The following is a 19,146-nucleotide window of genomic DNA, read 5'->3' as shown; positions in this document are numbered from 1 at the left end:
ATGACGCTCGGGTTACTGATCGGCAAACACCATTGAGAGTGTCGGATCCGCTCAGTATGCTCACGAACATGTGCGTGCGCTGTGAGCGCCCACATCGGCAGTTTCACGAGAGCTGCCGTTCGTGTCGACGAGGAGAGTCACCGATGATGTCAGCCCCAGACGGCAGGAACCTCCGGGCTTCTGTTTCGCACAGTAGAGGCAGGGGCCGCATCGGCACCCTTGCTGCAACGTGCGTTGTTGCTCTCGGCGCCAGCGCCCTGATCGCAACGCCCGCCTTCGCCAATGCGTCAGGCACGGGCCTGGTCATCAACGAGGCGTACCTCTCTGGGGGGAGCACGGGTGCTGCGTTCAAGAACAAGTTCGTCGAGCTCTACAATCCGACTTCGGCTCCGATCACTCTCGACGGCCTGTCGTTGCAGTACCGCTCCGCGACGGGAACCGGCAACTTCAACGGGGTCGCGGCGCTCACCGGCGTCGTTCCGGCAGGCGGCTACTTCTTGGTGCAGGGCAACAGCAACGGTGCGAACGGCGCCGAACTGCCGAACCCGGATGCCATCACCACTCTGACTCCGAGCGGCACCAACGGTACGCTTGCGCTCGTCGAGGGCACCGCCGCCGTCAACCTCACCCCTGGGTCGGTCGCAGGCTTCGACGGCGTCGTCGACCTTCTCGGCTACGGCACCTCGAACACGTTCGAAACTGCCGCAGCGACACCGCCGGCTGGCAACACCGATGTGAAGTCACTGAATCGCACCGACGGCGTCGACACCGACGACAACCGCACAGACTTCACCCTGTCTGCCACGATCACCCCGCAAGGCTCCGGCGCCACAGATCCGGACCCGGACCCGGACCCCGATCCCGATCCGGGCACCGACCCGGTTGCGGTGTCGATCGCTGAGGTGCAGGGCACTTCCGATGTCTCGCCGCTGAACGGCCAGACCGTGATCGTCGAGGGTATTGTCGTCGGTGACTACCGCGTCGGCGGCTACAAGGGAATCTCGATCCAGACCGCGGGCAGCGGTGGAGACACGGATGCCACCCCCGGAGCATCCGATGGCGTCTTCGTGTTCCTGGACAATCTCACTCCGACACTCGCGATCGGTGACCTGGTCTCGGTCACCGGCGCCGTCAGCGAGTACTTCGGCCAAACGCAGATCTCTCCGGCATCCGTCGACGTCATCACCACTGGCTTCGGCGTTCCTACAGCCACTCCGCTGCCGGAAACCGTGGTCGGTGCCGACCGCGAGGCCTACGAGAATATGCTCGTGGCTCCCAGCGGCACTTACCGCCTGGCATCCAGCCACCAGCTTTACAACTTCGGCACGCTCTGGCTGAACCCGGGCGAGCTGAACGTCAAGAGCACCGAGACGACCCGTCCCGGCCCCGATGCTGACGCCATCGCGAGCGCGAACCGTGCGGATCGCATCCTCCTCGATGACGGCTGGAACTCGCAGGTCACAAGCGGAGCGCACACCGGCGAGCAGCCCTACTTCACCACCGACACCACGGTGCGAAACGGTGATGTCGTCGACTTCGCTGAGACCGGCTATGTGCTGCAGTACGGCTTTGACGACTGGCGCCTACAGCCAGTCATCGCGATCGACGACGCGAGCGACGCGACGTACAAGGCGACGTTCACGACCGAGAACCCGCGTACGGATGCAGCCCCAGAGGTTGGCGGCGATGCACAGATCGCAGCGTTCAACGTCTTCAACTACTTCACGACGTTGCAGAGCGAGAGCAGTAACGCGCGAGGCGCCAAGACTGCCGCGCTGTTCGAGATCCAGAAGTCGAAGATCGTCACCGCGATCAACGGTCTGGATGCCGAGATCGTGGCGCTTATGGAGATCGAAAACTCCATCCACTTCGGCAAGCCCGTCGACACGGCCGTCGCGGATCTGGTCGCAGGGCTCAACGAAGATGCCGGCTCTGACGTCTGGGCGTACGTGCCGACTCCGGCTGCGCTACTGACCACCGACACCGACGTGATCACCAATGCGATCATCTACAAGACGGATGCCGTCACCCCGGTGGGAGACAGCACCACAGTGGTCGACGAGACGGTGTGGGGAAACGCCCGCGAGCCGATCGCACAGGCCTTCGATATCGACGGAAAGACTGTTTCGGTCGTCGCCAACCACTTCAAGTCAAAATCTGGTGACGGCGCGGAGCCCGCGGATGGTCAGGGCCACTTCAACGCCGACCGCGTGAAGCAGGCGCAGTCGCTGCTGGCCTTCACCGAGACGCTGGCAGAGACCAGCGGCAGCGAGGACATCCTGTTGCTCGGCGACTTCAACGGGTACAGCATGGAAGACCCGATCGATGTGTTCGCGCAGGCCGGTTGGACCGACCTGGTGCCTGCCGCCGATGCCGGTTACACGTACACGTTCGACGGTGAGCTCGGCTCACTCGATCACGCGATCGCCTCGCCATCGCTCGCCCAATCGGTGACCGGCACCGGCGTGTGGGGCATCAACTCTGCAGAGTGGAGCGACCGCGGCTACGCGTTCGGCGCGGTCGAGGCGGGCACGCCCTTCCGATCCAGCGACCATGACCCGGTGATCGTCGGCGTCTCCAGCGAGATTCCGCCGGTGAGCATCGACATCGTCACGATCAACGACTTCCACGGAAGGATCGAGGCCGACGGTGTCGCGGCGGGTGCTGCGGTTCTCGCGGGCGCCGTGCAATCGGTGCGTGATGCGAACGCGAACACGGTGTTCGCGGCGGCCGGTGACCTCATCGGCGCATCCACCTTCACCTCGTTCATCAACGACGACAATCCGACGATCGATGCGCTCAACGCGGCAGGGCTCGATGTGAGCGCAGCTGGCAACCACGAGTTCGACCAGGGCTGGGAAGACCTGGAGGGTCGCGTGCAGGATCGTGCGGACTGGGAGTACATCTCCTCGAACGTGTTCGTCACCGAGACCGGTGAGACCGCTCTTGCTCCGGCGTGGGTGACTGAGATGGACGGCGTGAATGTCGGTTTCATCGGCGCCGTGACGGAGGAGCTTGGTTCGCTGGTTTCGCCGGAGGGTATCGCTGATCTCGAGGTGCGCAGCATCGTTGATTCGGTGAATGCCGTTGCCGACGATCTCACCGATGGGGATGCCACGAACGGTGAAGCCGACGTGCTGATTCTCCTTGTGCATGAGGGCGCGACGTCGACCGACATCGCTAGCATCACACCGGAATCTGCACTCGGCGAGATCGTCGCGGGTGTGGATGACAGTGTGAGCGCGATCGTCTCGGCGCACACGCACCTCGCGTACAACCACGTCGTCGATGGCCGTCCGGTCATTTCGGCGGGGCAGTACGGCGAGAACTTCGGGCTGATGAACCTGCAGGTCGATCCCGAGTCGAAGGAGCTCATCTCGATCACCAACGAGATCAAGCCCCTCACGAAGTCCGAGAAGGACCCGGTCACCGGTAAGGTCACCGTCACGCCGCTCTACGACGCCGACGGTGACGTGCAGAAGATCGTCGACGCGGCCAAGGCCGAGGCTGACGTGCTGGGCGCGGAGCCGGTCGGTGCGATCACCGGTGACTTCAACCGGGCGCGTCAGAGTGACGGTTCGGAGAACCGCGGTGGCGAGTCGACGATCGGAAACTTCGTCGCCGACGTGCACAAGTGGGCGACGGGTGCGGAGATCGCGATCATGAACCCGGGCGGCATCCGCGCGAACCTCGCGTACGCCTCGTCCGGAGCATCCGACGCCGACGGTAACGTGACATTCCGCGAAGCGGCGACGGTGCAGCCGTTCGCCAACACGCTCGTCACGCTTGACCTCACCGGTGCGCAGCTGAAGAGCGTGCTGGAGGAGCAGTGGCAACCGGAAGGGTCAAGTCGTCCATTCCTGAAGCTCGGAGTCTCGGAGGGCCTGCAATACACCTATGACCCGACGGCAGCGGCAGGGGAGCGGATCACCTCGATCACCCTGAACGGTGAGCCGATCGACCTCGCGGCGTCATACCTCGTCGCCGCGAACTCGTTCCTCGCAGCAGGTGGAGACAACTTCTTCACCTTCGCCGAGGGCACGAACAAGGCTGACACCGGCAAGATCGACCTCGCGTCGATGGTCGACTGGTTCGACGCCAACGGCACGGCGACGACCGATCTCGCCCAGCGCGCGGTCGGTGTGACACTGAGCGCACCGGATACCGACGGCTACAGTGCCGGCGATCAGGTCACGATCGATCTCTCCTCGCTGGCGTTCAGCGCGGGCGAGACAGTGCCGGCCGAGGTCTCGGTCTCGCTCGGCAACATCGCACTCGCCACGGGCGCGATCGATGCGGCCATCCTCGACACCACCGACGAGGTCGGACGCGCGAGCCTGACGTTCGCGGTTCCGGATGGCGTGATCGGCGAGCAGCAGCTCACCGTGACCGCCGGGCAGACGAGCGTCCAGGTGCCGTTCACTGTCACCGGTGAGAATGGCGGAGGAGAGTTCATCGGCACCATCGAGGTCGCCGCGAAGACGGTGAGCGCGGGCAAGAAGCTCACGGTGACCGGCATCGACTTCGAGCCCGGTGAGATCGTGACAATTACGCTCGAGTCGAGGAAGGGCAAGATCCTCGAGCTGGGTACCGCTTCGGTGAACGAGGACGGCACCTTCACCAGTGCGGTCACGGTCCCGAAGAGCGCGGATGCCGGAAAGCACACGGTCATCGTCGCCCAAGAGGACGGTGATCAGGCCACCGGCACCGTCACCGTCAACCGAGGCAAGGTCGGCGGCATCGTGCGTGACATCCTCGACTGGCTGTGGGACATCATCGGCGGCTGGTTCTGAGGCTGGACTGAGGCTGGGCTGAGCAGGAGGCCGTCGGGAGTGATCCCGGCGGCCTTCGTCGTGCGCACGCTCGCCACCGTGGCGGATCACGCCAATCGGAGAAGACCATTGAGGATGTCGGCGGTTAGCCATAGGCTCACAATCGGGCGCCTCTTTCACACGCTGACGTGCGACTGCGGTGTTGCCTCTTCGTGTGCCTCACGATGGCGTGCGAAGTCTTTCCTGTCGACGTCGAGGAGAACCACCGAATGATGTCCGTCCCTGTCGGTGCAGTGCAACGCATCGGATCGTCCCACCCACACCGACGAGGACGCCTTGCGGCACTCGCCGCCACCGCGACTGCAGCGCTCGCCTTCGGCGGGCTGGTGGTCGCCCCGGCCTACGGGGCCGAGCAGACCATCGCCGAAGTGCAAGGCACGGGTGCGTCGTCGCCGTTTGACGGAGAGACCGTCACCGTCGAGGGCATCGTCACCGGCGACTACCGCGTCGGCGGCTACAAAGGAATCTCCATCCAGACCGCGGGCAGCGGTGGAGACACGGATGCCACACCCGGAGCATCCGACGGCATCTTCGTATTCTTCGACCTGCTGGCCCCCACGCTGGAGATCGGCGATCTCGTCTCGGTTACCGGCATCGTCACCGAGAACTTCGGACAGACCCAGATCTCGCCCTCGACGGAGCAAGAAGTCACCGTCCTCACTGCGGGAGTCGGCGTTCCTGCTGTCACCCCGCTTCCCGATACCGTCATCGGCGCAGACCGCGAGGCCTACGAGAACATGCTGGTGGCGCCCACCGGCACCTACCGGCTGGCATCCAGTCATCAGCTTTACAACTTCGGCACGCTCTGGCTGAACCCGGGCGAACTGAACGTCAAGAGCACCGAGACCACTCGTCCCGGCACCGATGCCGACGCGATCGCCGATGAGAACCGTGCCGAGCGCATGCTGCTCGACGATGGCTGGAACTCGCAGGTCGTCAGCAACGCGCACCCGGGCGAGCAACCGTACTTCACAACCGGCACGACCGTGCGCAACGGCGACCTCGTCACGTTCGCAGAGACCGGTTATGTGCTGCAGTACGGCTTCGACGACTGGCGGCTGCAGCCAGTGATGGCAATCGACGACTCCAGCGACGCGATATACAAGGCGACGTTCACAGCCGAGAATCCGCGCAGCGATGCGGCCCCCGAAGTCGGCGGCGATGCGCAGATCGCAGCATTCAACGTCTTCAACTACTTCACGACCCTGGGCAGCGAGAATTCGGAAGCCCGTGGTGCGGCGAACTCCGAGAAGTTCGCGATCCAGAAATCCAAGATCGTCACCGCAATCAACGGGCTGGGGGCAGACGTCGTCGCGCTGATGGAGATCGAGAACTCGATTCACTTCGGCAAGCCGGTGGACACCGCCGTCGCTGACCTGGTCGCGGGACTCAACTCCGCGGCAGGTGCGGACGTCTGGGCGTACGTGTCGACTCCGGCCGCGCTCGTCGACACCGCCACGACGGATGTCATCACCAACGCGATCATCTACAAGACGGATGCCGTCACCCCGGTCGGCGACAGTGCCACCGTCGTCGATGAGACCGTGTGGGGTAACGCGCGCGAGCCCATCGCGCAGACCTTCGACATCGACGGCAAGCTCGTCTCGGTCGTCGCCAACCACTTCAAGTCGAAGTCACCGCCGGAAGACGGTGGAGATGAGCCCGCCGACGGCCAGGGGTTCTTCAACTCCGACCGCGTCGCGCAGGCGAACTCGCTGCTCGGCTTCACGCAGACGTTGGCAGAGACCAGCGGCAGCGATGACATCCTGCTGCTCGGCGACTTCAATGCGTACGCGCAGGAAGACCCGATCAACGTCTTCGCCCAGGCGGGTTGGACCGACCTCGTGCCGGCGCACGCCGCAGGCCAGTACACGTACACGTACGAGTGCGAGCTCGGCTCGCTCGACCACGCGATCGCCTCGCCATCGCTCGCTGCGTCGGTCACCGGCACCGGCGTCTGGACGATCAACTCTCCGGAGTGGAGCGACCGCGGATATGCCTTCGGTGCTGCCGAGTCCGGCACGCCGTTCCGATCCAGCGACCACGATCCGGTGATCGTCGGCGTCTCCAGTGAGATTCCGCCGGTGAGCATCGACATCGTCACGATCAACGACTTCCACGGTCGCATCGAGGCCGATCGTGCATCTGCCGGTGCCGCTGTTCTCGCCGGAGCGGTGCAGACCGTGCGCGACGCAAACCCGAACACGGTGTTCGCGGCGGCCGGTGACCTCATCGGAGCATCCACCTTCACCTCGTTCATTGCCGATGACAACCCGACGATCGATGCGCTCAATGCCGCAGGGCTCGATGTGAGCGCAGCCGGCAATCACGAGTTTGACCAGGGCTGGGAAGACCTGCGCGACCGCGTGCAGGACCGTGCGGACTGGGAGTACATCTCCTCGAACGTGTTCGTCACCGAGACCGGTGAGACCGCTCTTTCTCCGGCATGGGTGACTGAGATGGACGGCGTGAATGTCGGCTTCATCGGCGCCGTGACGGAGGAGCTCGGCTCGTTGGTCTCGCCGGAGGGTATCGCCGATCTCGAGGTGCGCAGCATCGTCGACTCGGTGAATGCCGTCGCCGACGATCTCACCGATGGGGATGCCACGAACGGCGAAGCCGACGTGCTGATTCTCCTTGTGCATGAGGGTGCGACCTCGACCGACATCGCCAGCATCACACCGGAATCTGCACTCGGCGAGATCGTCGCCGGTGTCGATGACAGTGTGAGCGCGATCGTCTCCGCGCACACGCACCTCGCGTACAACCACGTCATCGACGGCCGCCCGGTCGTTTCGGCGGGTCAGTACGGTGAGAACTTCGGGCTGATGAACCTGCAGGTCGACGCAAAGTCGAAGGAACTGATCTCGATCACCAACGAGATCAAGCCACTCACCGAAGACGACGTCGCGCTGTACCCCGCGGTTCAGAGTGTGCAAGACATCGTTGATGCGGCAACCGCCGAGGCGGACGTGCTGGGAGCTGAGCCGGTGGGTGAGATCACCGCCGACTTCAACCGGGCACGTCAGAGCGACGGTTCAGAGAACCGCGGTGGCGAATCTACAGTCGGCAACTTCGTCGCCGATGTGCACAAGTGGTCGACCGGGGCAGACATCGCGTTGATGAACCCCGGTGGTATCCGTGCAGACCTGACCTTCGCCTCGTCTGGAGGAAACGACGCCGACGGCAACGTGACGTTCCGCGAAGCGGCGACGGTGCAACCATTCGCCAACACGCTCGTCACGCTCGACCTCACCGGTGCGCAGCTGAAGAGCGTGCTGGAGGAGCAGTGGCAGCCGGCGGATTCGAGTCGTCCGTTCCTGAAACTGGGGCTGTCGGAAGGTCTGCAGTACACCTATGACCCGACGGCAGCGGCAGGGGAGCGGATCACCTCGATCACGTTGAACGGCGAGGCGATCGACCTCGCGGCGTCATACCTCGTGGCGGCGAACTCGTTCCTCGCGACGGGTGGAGATAACTTCTTCACACTGGCTGAAGGCACGAACAGGGCGGATACCGGCAAGATCGACCTCTCCTCGATGGTGGAGTGGTTCGACGCCAACGGCACCGCGACGCCTGACCTCGCACAGCGCGCGGTTGGTGTGACGGTGAGCGCAGCGGACGCCGACGGATTCAGCGCCGGTGAAGAGGTCACAATCGACCTCTCATCGCTGGCGTTCAGCGGCGGAGAAGCAGAACCGGGCGACGCCACCGTCTCGCTGGGGGACGCCGTGCTCGCCACTGGCGCCGTCGATTCCACGATCGTCGACACCACCGACGAAGCGGGTCGTGCCAGCCTGACATTCACCGTTCCGGAGGACGTGTTCGGCGCCCAGATGCTCACCGTCGCGACTGCGGCGTCGGGTACAAGCGTGCAGGTGCCGATCGTGTTCGCTGACGCGCCTGCGGCTCCGGGCAACATCACTCTCGGGGCGACCTCGGTTGCAGCCGGTGGCACGGTTGACGTCAGCGGCGAAGGCTTTGACGCCGGCCTCGAGCTGGTGCTGGAGCTGCGATCCACGCCGGTGCAGGTCGGTACCGTGACCGTCGCAGATGACGGCACGTTCCGCACCACCATTACCGTGCCGAAGAACACCGCGGCCGGCGAACACACTCTCGCCGCGATTCAGCCGAACGGCGCGGAAGCCACTGCGACGCTGACCGTCACTGCGGCGCCCGGTGGCAGCGGTCAGCTGCCGACGACCGGTGCGGATTCCACCCCGTACATCGTCATGGCAGTAGTCCTGCTGCTGCTCGGTGTCGGGTTCCTGGTGTTCCGTCGCCGTCGCCGCGTGGACGAGAACGCCGACGAGTAAACGCAGCGCAGCTCGCGCGAGTATGAAGGCCGTCGGGAGTGATCCCGACGGCCTTCGTGGCGTGGCGACCACCTGCGCCACCTCGACAGGTTCACCAGGATCGGGCAGCCCGCTCCCAGAGGAAGGCACCGGGTGCGGCTGACCGCCCAGCTCGGCCTGCAGCTGAGCGCGAGCGGCATCCGCGTAATCTGGCCTGGTCAGCGCGACCAGGCCATCGCCCTACGCGTGACCGAGACTGCTGCAGACCCCGGGTAGAATGGACTTCATGCGTGAACCGAAAGCTGCCTCCTTCCCGAAGATCCGCGGGGCGCTGAAGTTCTACCAGGTTGCGTCGATCATCACCGGCGTCATGCTGCTTCTGCTGCTGACCGAGATGATCCTGAAGTACAGCCCCATCCACGTCGAGCTCTTCGCCGGCGGATCGGGTGGTCTGCTCTGGTTCGCCGACGTGATCGTGGGGGACGGATGCCAGTGGTATTCGCTCTTCGTCCCGGGGGGCATGGGCTGCGAGCTCATCTCGGTGGGCGATGGCACGAACCTCTCACTGCTGATCCTCGTCGCGCACGGCTGGTTCTACGTTCTCTACTTGTTCGCCATCTTCCGACTGTGGAGCCTGATGCGCTGGTCGTTCATCCGCTTCATCACGCTCGCGCTCGGTGGCGTCATCCCGGCCCTCTCCTTCGTCATGGAGATCAAGGTCTCGCGCGAGGTCAACGCCTACCTCGTATCCCGCGAAGCAGCAATCGCTGCAGAAGCCGCATCTGCACAATCCCAGGAGGCAGCGCGATGAGCGCCGACACCGCCCAGCGTCCCGTCCTTGTCGTCGACTTCGGCGCCCAGTACGCACAACTCATCGCGCGCCGCGTGCGCGAAGCCGGCGTCTACAGCGAGGTCGTGCCGCACACGGTCAGCGCCGCAGAGATCAGCGAGAAGAACCCGGTCGCACTGATCCTCTCCGGTGGGCCGTCATCGGTCTACGAAGAGGGCGCACCCGCGCTTGATAACGCGATCTTCGATCTCGGCATCCCCACTCTCGGCATCTGCTACGGCTTCCAGGTCATGGCGCGCGCACTCGGTGGCGAGGTCGCGAACACCGGCCTTCGCGAGTACGGCGCGACGGATGCTGCGCTCACCGGCGACGGTGGCGTGCTGCTCGGCGGACTGCCGAACACCCAAAACGTATGGATGAGTCACGGCGATCAGGTCGCCAAGGCGCCCGAGGGCTTCGAGGTGCTCGCATCCACGGCGGACACTCCGGTCGCCGCGTTCGGCAGTGCCGAGAAGTGCTTCTACGGTGTGCAGTGGCACCCCGAGGTCAAGCACTCCGACCACGGCCAGGCCGTCATCGAGAACTTCCTGCACAAGGCTGCGGGCCTCTCCGCAGACTGGAACAGCGGCAACGTCATCGAAGAGCAGATCGCCCGCATCCGCGAGCAGGTCGGCTCGGCTCGCGTGATCTCGGCGCTGTCCGGCGGCGTTGACTCGGCTGTTTCGACGGCGCTTGTACACAAGGCGATTGGTGACCAGCTCACCGCCGTCTTCGTCGACCACGGTCTCCTGCGCAAGGGCGAGCGCGAGCAGGTTGAGAACGACTACGTCGCATCCACGGGTGTGCGCCTGATCACGGTGGATGCCGCAGACACGTTCCTCGGTCATCTCGCTGGCGTCAGCGATCCAGAGCAGAAGCGCAAGATCATCGGCCGCGAGTTCATCCGTGCGTTCGAGAAGGTGCAGCTGGATCTCGTCGCTGAAGCGAAGGCTTCCGGCGAGCCGGTGAAGTTCCTCGTGCAGGGCACTTTGTACCCTGACGTCGTCGAGTCCGGTGGGGGCACCGGAACAGCGAACATCAAGTCGCACCACAACGTCGGCGGTCTTCCTGAGGATCTCGACTTCGAGCTCATCGAGCCGCTGCGCACCCTCTTCAAGGACGAGGTGCGCCAGATCGGCCGTGACCTGGGCCTTCCCGAAGCGATCGTCGGGCGGCAGCCCTTTCCGGGGCCAGGCCTCGGCATCCGCATCGTGGGTGAGGTCACCGCTGACCGTCTCGAGATTCTGCGCGAGGCCGACGCCATCGCCCGCGAGGAGCTGACCAAGGCTGGTCTCGACAGCGAGATCTGGCAGTGCCCCGTTGTGCTGCTCGCCGACGTTCGCTCAGTGGGTGTGCAGGGCGATGGTCGCACTTACGGTCACCCGATCGTGTTGCGCCCGGTCTCCAGCGAAGACGCGATGACGGCCGACTGGACCCGCCTGCCGTACGACGTGCTGGCGAGGATCTCCAATCGCATCACGAACTCGGTGCGCGACGTGAACCGTGTGGTGCTGGATGTCACGTCCAAGCCGCCGGGGACCATCGAGTGGGAGTAGGACTATGAGCGGAGCCAGCGACGGTTCCGTGCTGCCGGATGCTGAGTACCTCGTACTCGCCAGCCGGCTCATCCCCGATCTGGACGGCGGTTTCACAATCGCCGTGCTCCGTCGTGCGCGGGATATGGCTGCGGCCGGTGCACGCGTCCGCGTTCTCACCGTAGATCCTGGAACCGCTGAGGATCACGACGCGCACCGTGCCGAGTGGCGCCGCCGCGGCCTGCTGCCGGATGGCGTCGAGCTGCGCAATCTCTTCGACGATGCCAGAGCAGATTCCGGGTGGCTGCGTGCCGCGGCTGTTCTGCTCGGCGCGGACGGCATCGGCGACGTTGGTGAGCGACGCGTCATTTTGGATGCTGCCGGGCACACGGTGCTGGAGCTTCCTGTCATCGCCGGCGACCCGAACTGGCATCTGAGTGAAGCGCCGGTCATCGTCTGGGACGCGGACGGACCCATCGGTTCGTTGGCTGGTTTCGGGGCGCTCTACCGGGCTTGGGTGAACGCCGTCAGCTCGGTTTCAGATGGTGCCCCGGTTGTGATCTGCGAAGCGCGTCAGGTCGGCGAGCTGCTCGTCGCCAATGCGGCGCCGTTGCTGCATCCTGCCGTGCGTGTGTTGCACGCCACGCATGCCTGCCATGTGCAGGCGCCGTATCACTGGGATTCGCCGATGGATGCCGCCTGGACGCGGTGGCTCGCTATCGCCGAACGCTTCGACGGCGTGCTCTGGCTCACTCCCTCTCAGCAGGCGGATGTGGAACGGCGCATCGGGTCGAGCATCCGGTCTGCGGTCGTGCCGCACCCGGTACCGGTCACCGGTTCGAACGATCCTGTGCCGGGTCGCTTGGCGATGATGTGCTCGCTCATTCCTCGCAAGCGCGTCGACCATGCGATCCGCGCGATGGAGCGTGTTCGTCAGGTCGTGCCGTCGGCGCGGCTGCATGTGTATGGCGGGGGAGGTTTGCGCGACGCGCTGGAAAAGCTGAGCGTTGAGCATGGCGTCTCCAAGGATGTTGTCCTCCACGGGCACATGGCTGATCTTGAGGATGCGTGGAGCGAAGCGGATGCCTTCGTGCTGACGAGCGCGAACGAGGGCCAGGGGCTGGTTGTGCTCGAAGCGCTCGGACACGGGGTTCCCGTCGTGTCCTATGACATGCCATATGGGCCGGGGGACACCCTTGCCCATGGTGGTGGCATCCTGGTGCCTGACGGCAACATTGATGCTCTCGCATCCGCACTGATCGAAGTGATCGGCGCCCGTGATCGCCGGACCGTCCTCGCCACTGAAGCGCGCTCAGCTGCCGCGACGATGGATCCGGCAGCATCCATGGCGGCGCTCGGCGCTGCGGTATGGGATGCCCTCAGTGCCCCTGTGTCGCGCCCTGGGCGCTGAGCTCTCTTCTTTCGCGTGCACGGATCTCGCAGAACAACACGAATCTCGCAGATTTTTCGGCGATTTCTGCGTAATTAGTGCTGTTCTGCGAGCAGCCGGGAGGCTTCATGTGCTTCTTCTCGGGCAGCGGATGTGTTCAAGCGCGACGTAGTGTTCTGGACATGGACAGTAACGAGGACACGGAGCAAGATCGGCAGCCGAAGGGAAGCCGGGTCGGGTACGGCCTCGTGCTCGGTCTCTTCATCGGCGCTGCGCTGGGGCTTATGGTAGACAACCTCGCGTTTGGGGCAGGTATTGGACTCCTCGTCGGGATCGTGGTCGGAAGTCTCCTCGATGCCCACGAAAACAGCAGCGAGGAGCAACTCATCGAAGCCCTCAGAATGAGGTTGCGGGCGCGGGCCCAGACTGGGATGATGCTTGCCTGCGAGAGGGCACGGGAGGTCGAGAGATGCGAGATGGTGCGGCCGGTTCGATCTGGTTCCGCGCACTGTCGAGCGGGGATGCCGCCCTGGTGCACGACTTGCATGGGGATCCGATGACGAATGCGCACAATCCACTGGGCGCCTCACCGGACCTCCTTGCGAGCGAGAGGATGCTCGAGAACTGGTTGCAACACCGGATGGATCACGGTTTCGGCTACGAACTGGCCTTCGAGGGCAACCGACTTGCCGGGATCTGCGGCGCTCGACGTGATCTCTGGCTCAATATGCCGGTCATCAATCTCTACTGGCGTCTCCTCCCCGACTTCTGGGGAAAGGGACTCGCGGCCGATCTTGGTCGGCACGCTCTGGACATTGCGCGCTCAGCGACGCCCCTGGTCGATGAGCTGACCGTGGCGAGGATGCTGCCTGGAAACGCGGTTTCTGTGCGCGTGGCCGAGAAACTCGGCCTCACCCGCCGCAGCGACCTGGACGGCGAGGCTCACGGCGCGCACTGGATCCTGTATGCGGACAGCGGCCTGGTCCCGTAGCTCGGTTGGCGGCGACGGACTGCACGCAGGGAAGCTTCGCGCAGGAAGCGTCGCGTTGGTCTGCGGATCCCCGCACTCACGGCCCTTCTGCAAGAATCGGCTCATACCCGACATATCCCTTGTGAGCGGAGCCGTCGGCCCCGTCGTGAGGAGTGTCATGGGCCATCGACCTGACGACGCTGAGGCGTGGTTTACCTCCGAGGTCGCGGCGCATCTTGATTCGCTCTATCGCTATTTTCTGCGGCGTGCAGTCAAGCAGGATGCCGACGATCTGACTGCCGAGGTGTTCGAGATCGCGTGGCGTCGACGTGACGATATTCCCGCAGAGTGGATCTTGCCTTGGCTGTATCGTACGGCGGCTTATGTGCTCGCTAACCATCGGCGCCGGGCACACGTTGTCCCGCTGCATCTCACGGATACGCCCATCGATGGTGACCATGCGCAGCGGATCGCCGACCGCGATGAGCTCGTGCGGGCTCTCGCCGGGTTGTCGGAGCGTGATCGTGACATCTTGCTTCTGCACGCGTGGGAGGGGCTGACCGGCACCGAGCTCGCCGAGGCACTCGGGATATCTCGATCCGGCGCGCAGGCTGCTCTTTCGCGTGCTCGGGGTCGGTTGCGAGAGCTGTGGACGCCGTTGATGCAAGATCGCGGCTCGCTCTGACATTGACCAAGTGAGACGGATGCTGTGAGGAGACGAGGGCACACCATGCACGAACCATTCGCTGACGATGACATTCGCGCGGTACAGGCCGCGGATCCGGCCGAGGGTGCCGTAGCCTCGGCTGCGCTGCGTGCTCGGGTCGCCGGCATACCCGCTGTCGCCCGCACAGTGCCGGTCCGGCGCGGACGCCGATGGCTCGTTCCTATCGCTGCTGCGGGGATGGTCCTCGCTGCGATCGGTGGCGGCTACATCTGGGGCACAGGCGGGATCCACTTCGGCCCGGCGCCGGTACTGCTTGCGGTGGAGACCGGGGCGCCGAATGACCCGGCAGCGCCCATCGAACTCGGTGACGCAGGCAACGGGTCTGGGGTTGGCGGTGCCGAACTCCAGGTCGGGGCTCAAGCCAACGCGATGCCCGGGTTCGGCTGGTGGGGCTATCCCAACCGTCATCGCTTCATCGTGCCTGCCTTCGACCCGTCTCCGTCGCAGGCGAAGGTGTTTGCCGTCGATGCGGGCGTGCAATATTCGGCGGAGGACGCTGCACGCATGGCGAGTGTGCTCGGCGTCACGGGGGAAGTGCGCGCGAACGAGTTCGGTGGTGGATGGGTCCTCGGCGATTATTCGGGTGCCTACTTCGATCTGTCGGTGTGGGGGACTGCGAGCTTCAACGGTGGCATCCTCGATCCCGTGGTGGTCTGCGAAGACGCCGCCACCGCGTTGCATGGCCGCGAAAAGCTCAATGATGACGGCACATGGGCCTTCGGCCAGGAGATGATCCGGTGCATGGCTGACACGCCTTTGCCTTCTGATGAGCTGGTGCACGAATCCGTCACCCTTTTCCTCGCCGCGATCGGCCTCGATGAGGATGCCGTTGAGATCACCGCGGTGCCGGATGATGCGGGACGAAACGTCACGGTGACGGCGGCCAGGATCGTGGAGAACAACGTGACCGAGATCGCGGCTCACGTCACAGTCTCGGCGCAAGGGATCATGAATGCATCCGGTCCGATTGGGGAGGTGGTCTCGCTCGGCGAGTACCCGATCGTGAGCCACGCAGAGGCGGCGGCGCGCCTCAACGATCCCGCATTTTCACCGCGACTCGTATCGGCGCCAGACCAGATCGCAGACCCCGGTGAATACATACCGCCCACGGCTCCGGCCAAGGTTCCCGACGCCGGATCCGCAGTGCCATGGAGGATCGATGAACACGAGATCGTGTCGGCACGACTGGGACTTGCACTGCTCAACGGCGAGAACGGTGAGCAATATCTAGCTCCCACGTACGAGTTCACCGCAGCCGACGACACCGTATGGAGCGTCGTCGCGCTCGCAGAAGATGAACTCGACACGACAACGACCGCGCGGGGTTAGAACGACAAGAGTCCTCGACGCAACGCAGCACGATTCCGCAGATCGAAAAACTTTGCGGAGGTTGTCGATCTGAACTCTTCCCGTTCGACGTCTTCAGTGAGAGGGTCGAAAACGACCCCGCGATTGAAGGAGAAAAATCATGAAGTTCATGCTGATCATGCGAGCGACCGACGCAGCGGTTGAGGCGTACAAGGACGTCCCGTTCGAGCAGGTCATCGAGGCGATGGGCAAGTACAACGAGTCGATGACAAAGGCGGGTGTTCTGCTCGCAGGCGAGGGCCTGACCGACGCAGCCGAAGGCTTCGTCGTCGACTTCTCGGCCGAGACGCCGTTGGTCACGGACGGCCCGTACGGCGAGACGAAGGAGCTGTTCAACGGCTTCTGGATCATTGAGGTCTCCACCCGTGAAGAGGCCGCGGAGTGGGCGGGTCGTGCCCCGCTCGGCCCCGGCTCTTTCCTCGAGGTACGTCGAGTGACCGATGCGTCGGACTTCCCGGCCGACAACGAGTGGATCCAGAAGGAAGAGATCACGCGCGGCGAACAGGCGAAGCGCGCGCAGGCGTCGTGAGCGATCCGACACGCGATGCGATGGCGCACTCCACCGAGCAAGTGGAGCGCGCCATCGCCGCGGTCTGGCGCATCGAATCGGCCAAGATCGTCGCGACGCTCACTCGCCTGGTCAGAGACTTCAGCCTCGCCGAAGACCTCGCCCAGGAATCGCTCATCGATGCACTGAAACAGTGGCCCGTCGAGGGTGTGCCCCGCAACCCGGCGGCATGGCTGACCGCCGTAGCCAAGCGCAAAGCGATCGACGGATGGCGCCGCCAAGAACGCTACGACGACCGCATCGCCGGGATCGCTCATGACCTCGAACGGGAGCAGGCGGATGCCGCGGATGCCGACCCCTGGGACCCCGACGTCATCGACGACGACGTGCTGCGGCTCGTCTTCGTTTCGTGCCATCCGGTGCTCGCTCGCGAAGCCCGCGTGGCTCTGACGCTCCGTGTCGTCGCTGGCCTCAGCAGCGAGCAGATCGCCCGCGCATTCCTGGTGCCGGTCGCGACGGTGCAGCAGCGCATCGTCCGGGCGAAGAAGACGCTGACCGCGGCGAATGTGCCCTTCGAGGTGCCGCCTCGCGAGGAGTATGCCGAACGACTGAGCGCGATCTTCGGCGTGCTGTACCTGATCTTCAACGAGGGGCACGCGGCGAGCAGCGGCTCGGACTGGATGCGCCCCGAACTCAGCGCCGAGGCTATCCGTCTGGCCCGCGTACTCACTTCGCTTGTGCCGAAAGAGCGCGATGCTCACAGCCTGCTGGCGCTGATGGAACTCACCGCCGCGCGTTTTCCTGCCAGGGTGGATGCGAAGGGCGAGCCGGTGCTCCTGGCCGATCAGGACAGATCGCGCTGGGACCGTAGTCGCATCACCCGCGGCCGGGCGGCGCTGGCCAAAGCCGACGCAATCGGTGGCGGACGCACGGCCTATGCGCTGCAGGCCGCAATTGCCGAGTGCCATGCGGTCGCGGCCTCCATCGATGACACCGACTGGGAACAGATCGTTGTGCTCTATGAGGCACTCGGACGCATCGCGCCCTCGCCAGTCGTCGAACTCAACAGGGCAGTCGCTGTCGCAATGGCCACTGGTCCGGCATCTGCCCTCCGCATCATCGACCAACTCGCGGCATCCGACGCTCTCAAGGGCTACCACCTGCTGCCCGCAACCCGCGGGGAAATGCTGCTGCGTCTTGGGCGCAGAGAAGAGGCGCGCTCTGAGTTCGCCACCGCCGCGAGACTCGCGGGGAACGACAGGGAGCGCGCCCTTCTGGAGGCAAAAGCCTCCGGGTCGGTCTAGTCGCTGACCTTTTTACCGCGGCCGACGATCAGACCGTAGATCAGCAGCACGATGATCGCGCCACCGATTGCGAGAGCCCAGGAGGACAGGCTCCAGAACTCGTTGATGTCGACGTTGAAGAGCAATCCGCCGAGCCAGCCGCCGAGAATTGCTCCGACGACGCCGAGGAGCAATGTGACGAACCAGCCGCCGCCCTGCTTCCCAGGCAGGATCAGTTTGGCGATCGCGCCGGCGATCAATCCGAGGAGAAGAAATGCGAGGAAACTCATGATGTAAATCCCCTTTCGTTGTGCGGTGACGTAACTATGCTCCTTTGCACAAGGGAATACCAGACCCTTGTGCGCGTGTCGCGGATATGGCAAAGGACCCCGCCTCCGAAGAGACGAGGTCCTTTGTAGATCAGCGCGACGCGGTCAGTTGCTGCCGCGCACGATCGCGATCATACGCAGGATCTCGACGTACAGCCAGACGACGGTGACCATGATGCCGAAGCCGCCGAGCCAGCCGTACTTGCGAGGAGCGCCGTTGCGCACACCCTGCTGGATCTGGTCGAAGTCCATCACCAGCGAGTACGCGGCCATGAAGACGACCAGCACGCCGAGGATGAGCCCGAGCGGGATGCCCATGATCTCCATGCTGCGCAGGCCGAATGCCTGGCCGGCCGGGAGAACATTGGTCCACATGAGCACGAGGTTCAGGACGGAGAAGACGAGGTAGCCGACCATCGCGATCATGAAGATCTTCGTCATCTTCTTGGAGGCACGGATCTTGCCGCTGGCGAAGAGCGCGAGCGTTACGCCGACGACGGAGACCGTCGCGAGAGTCGCCTGCATGACGATGCCGGGGTAGATGGTCTCGAAGAACGCCGAGATTCCACCGACGAACAGACCCTCAAGTGCTGCGTAGGCGAAGATCAGTGCAGGACGGATCTTCTTGCGCGAGGTAAAGGTGATGACCATCGCGAGGACGAATCCGCCGAGCGCGCCGACGATCATGGGCAGCATGTTCGCTTGGCCGGTGGCCGGAAGCGTGCTGAGCGTCCAGACCCAGCCAACGACGGCCGTGACGAGGAGGATGGCGAAGAGCCCGGCCGTCTTCCAGACGGTGTCCTCGACGGTCATCCGGTCGGTCTCGATGGCGCCGGCCGGGGGAGCGGCATACATGCCCTCGAGCTGCGCGTTTGCTGCGGCATCCATGCCCGCGTGCGCTACAGACGCGGCCTGTGCCCCCTGCGCGGCCTGCGGGCCACCCGGGTAGGTCGCGACATTGCGCGGATCCTGCTGCTTGAACGCCGGATTGTTGAATGCGAAATTACTCATTGGTGGGCCTCACTCCGAGGGGGTATATAGGTCGCTTTCCTCCACGATACCGGGCGATCTCTCGGCATG

13 protein-coding genes are annotated in these 19,146 nt (G+C 64.5%); 11 read left to right on the top strand and 2 right to left on the bottom strand.

Going from position 1 to position 19,146, the window contains the following annotated elements; genetic code table 11:
• Positions 1–143 precede the first annotated feature (143 nt).
• The 11 genes from ACSU1G_RS28445 (at position 144) to ACSU1G_RS28395 (ending at position 17,758) form a co-directional block, all read left to right on the top strand.
• The gene (locus ACSU1G_RS28445; RefSeq protein WP_439283982.1) at positions 144–4,793 is read left to right on the top strand and encodes an ExeM/NucH family extracellular endonuclease; all 4,650 of its coding nucleotides are present in this window, start codon (positions 144–146) and stop codon (positions 4,791–4,793) included.
• A gap of 248 nt (positions 4,794–5,041) precedes the next feature.
• Positions 5,042–9,148 (top strand): ExeM/NucH family extracellular endonuclease, encoded by a 4,107-nt coding sequence (locus ACSU1G_RS28440; protein WP_439283980.1) that lies wholly within the window; start codon positions 5,042–5,044, stop codon positions 9,146–9,148.
• A gap of 132 nt (positions 9,149–9,280) precedes the next feature.
• Positions 9,281–9,403, top strand: coding sequence for a hypothetical protein (locus ACSU1G_RS28435; protein WP_439283979.1), 123 nt, complete (start codon positions 9,281–9,283; stop codon positions 9,401–9,403).
• A 10-nt stretch (positions 9,404–9,413) separates the two neighbouring features.
• Positions 9,414–9,938 (top strand): DUF3817 domain-containing protein, encoded by a 525-nt coding sequence (locus ACSU1G_RS28430; protein ID WP_439283977.1) that lies wholly within the window; start codon positions 9,414–9,416, stop codon positions 9,936–9,938.
• Positions 9,935–11,512 carry a glutamine-hydrolyzing GMP synthase gene (guaA, locus tag ACSU1G_RS28425; protein WP_439283975.1) on the top strand — a complete coding sequence of 526 codons (1,578 nt, stop codon included), beginning with the start codon at positions 9,935–9,937 and terminating at the stop codon, positions 11,510–11,512. Before ACSU1G_RS28430 ends, guaA begins: the two co-directional genes overlap by 4 nt.
• A 4-nt stretch (positions 11,513–11,516) precedes the next feature.
• Positions 11,517–12,902 (top strand): glycosyltransferase, encoded by a 1,386-nt coding sequence (locus ACSU1G_RS28420; protein ID WP_439283973.1) that lies wholly within the window; start codon positions 11,517–11,519, stop codon positions 12,900–12,902.
• A gap of 448 nt (positions 12,903–13,350) precedes the next feature.
• Complete coding sequence (locus ACSU1G_RS28415; protein ID WP_439283971.1) at positions 13,351–13,872, top strand: GNAT family N-acetyltransferase; 522 nt, start codon at positions 13,351–13,353, stop codon at positions 13,870–13,872.
• A 157-nt stretch (positions 13,873–14,029) separates the two neighbouring features.
• The gene (locus ACSU1G_RS28410; protein ID WP_439283969.1) at positions 14,030–14,536 is read left to right on the top strand and encodes an RNA polymerase sigma factor; all 507 of its coding nucleotides are present in this window, start codon (positions 14,030–14,032) and stop codon (positions 14,534–14,536) included.
• A 45-nt stretch (positions 14,537–14,581) separates the two neighbouring features.
• On the top strand, positions 14,582–15,907 hold the full coding sequence (locus ACSU1G_RS28405) for a hypothetical protein (protein ID WP_439283967.1): 1,326 nt from the start codon (positions 14,582–14,584) through the stop codon (positions 15,905–15,907).
• A 139-nt stretch (positions 15,908–16,046) separates the two neighbouring features.
• A complete protein-coding gene (locus ACSU1G_RS28400; RefSeq protein ID WP_439283966.1) occupies positions 16,047–16,475 on the top strand; it encodes a YciI family protein in 429 nt (142 codons plus the stop codon).
• Between the two features lie 20 nt (positions 16,476–16,495).
• Positions 16,496–17,758, top strand: coding sequence for an RNA polymerase sigma factor (locus ACSU1G_RS28395; RefSeq protein WP_439284017.1), 1,263 nt, complete (start codon positions 16,496–16,498; stop codon positions 17,756–17,758).
• On the opposite strand, the gene ACSU1G_RS28390 is transcribed toward ACSU1G_RS28395, so the two are convergent.
• Together ACSU1G_RS28390 and ACSU1G_RS28385 are read right to left on the bottom strand one after the other, a co-directional pair.
• Complete coding sequence (locus ACSU1G_RS28390) at positions 17,755–18,027, bottom strand: GlsB/YeaQ/YmgE family stress response membrane protein (RefSeq protein WP_439283965.1); 273 nt, start codon at positions 18,025–18,027, stop codon at positions 17,755–17,757. The two genes, ACSU1G_RS28395 and ACSU1G_RS28390, sit on opposite strands and share 4 nt — an antisense overlap.
• A gap of 144 nt (positions 18,028–18,171) precedes the next feature.
• Positions 18,172–19,077, bottom strand: coding sequence for a Bax inhibitor-1/YccA family protein (locus ACSU1G_RS28385; RefSeq protein ID WP_439283963.1), 906 nt, complete (start codon positions 19,075–19,077; stop codon positions 18,172–18,174).
• Between the last annotated feature and the right edge of the window lie 69 nt (positions 19,078–19,146).

The organism is Microbacterium sp. A93 (assembly GCF_051842835.1).
Note: the sequence above shows the minus strand (reverse complement) of the source record. Positions and strands in the feature narration are given on the sequence as shown.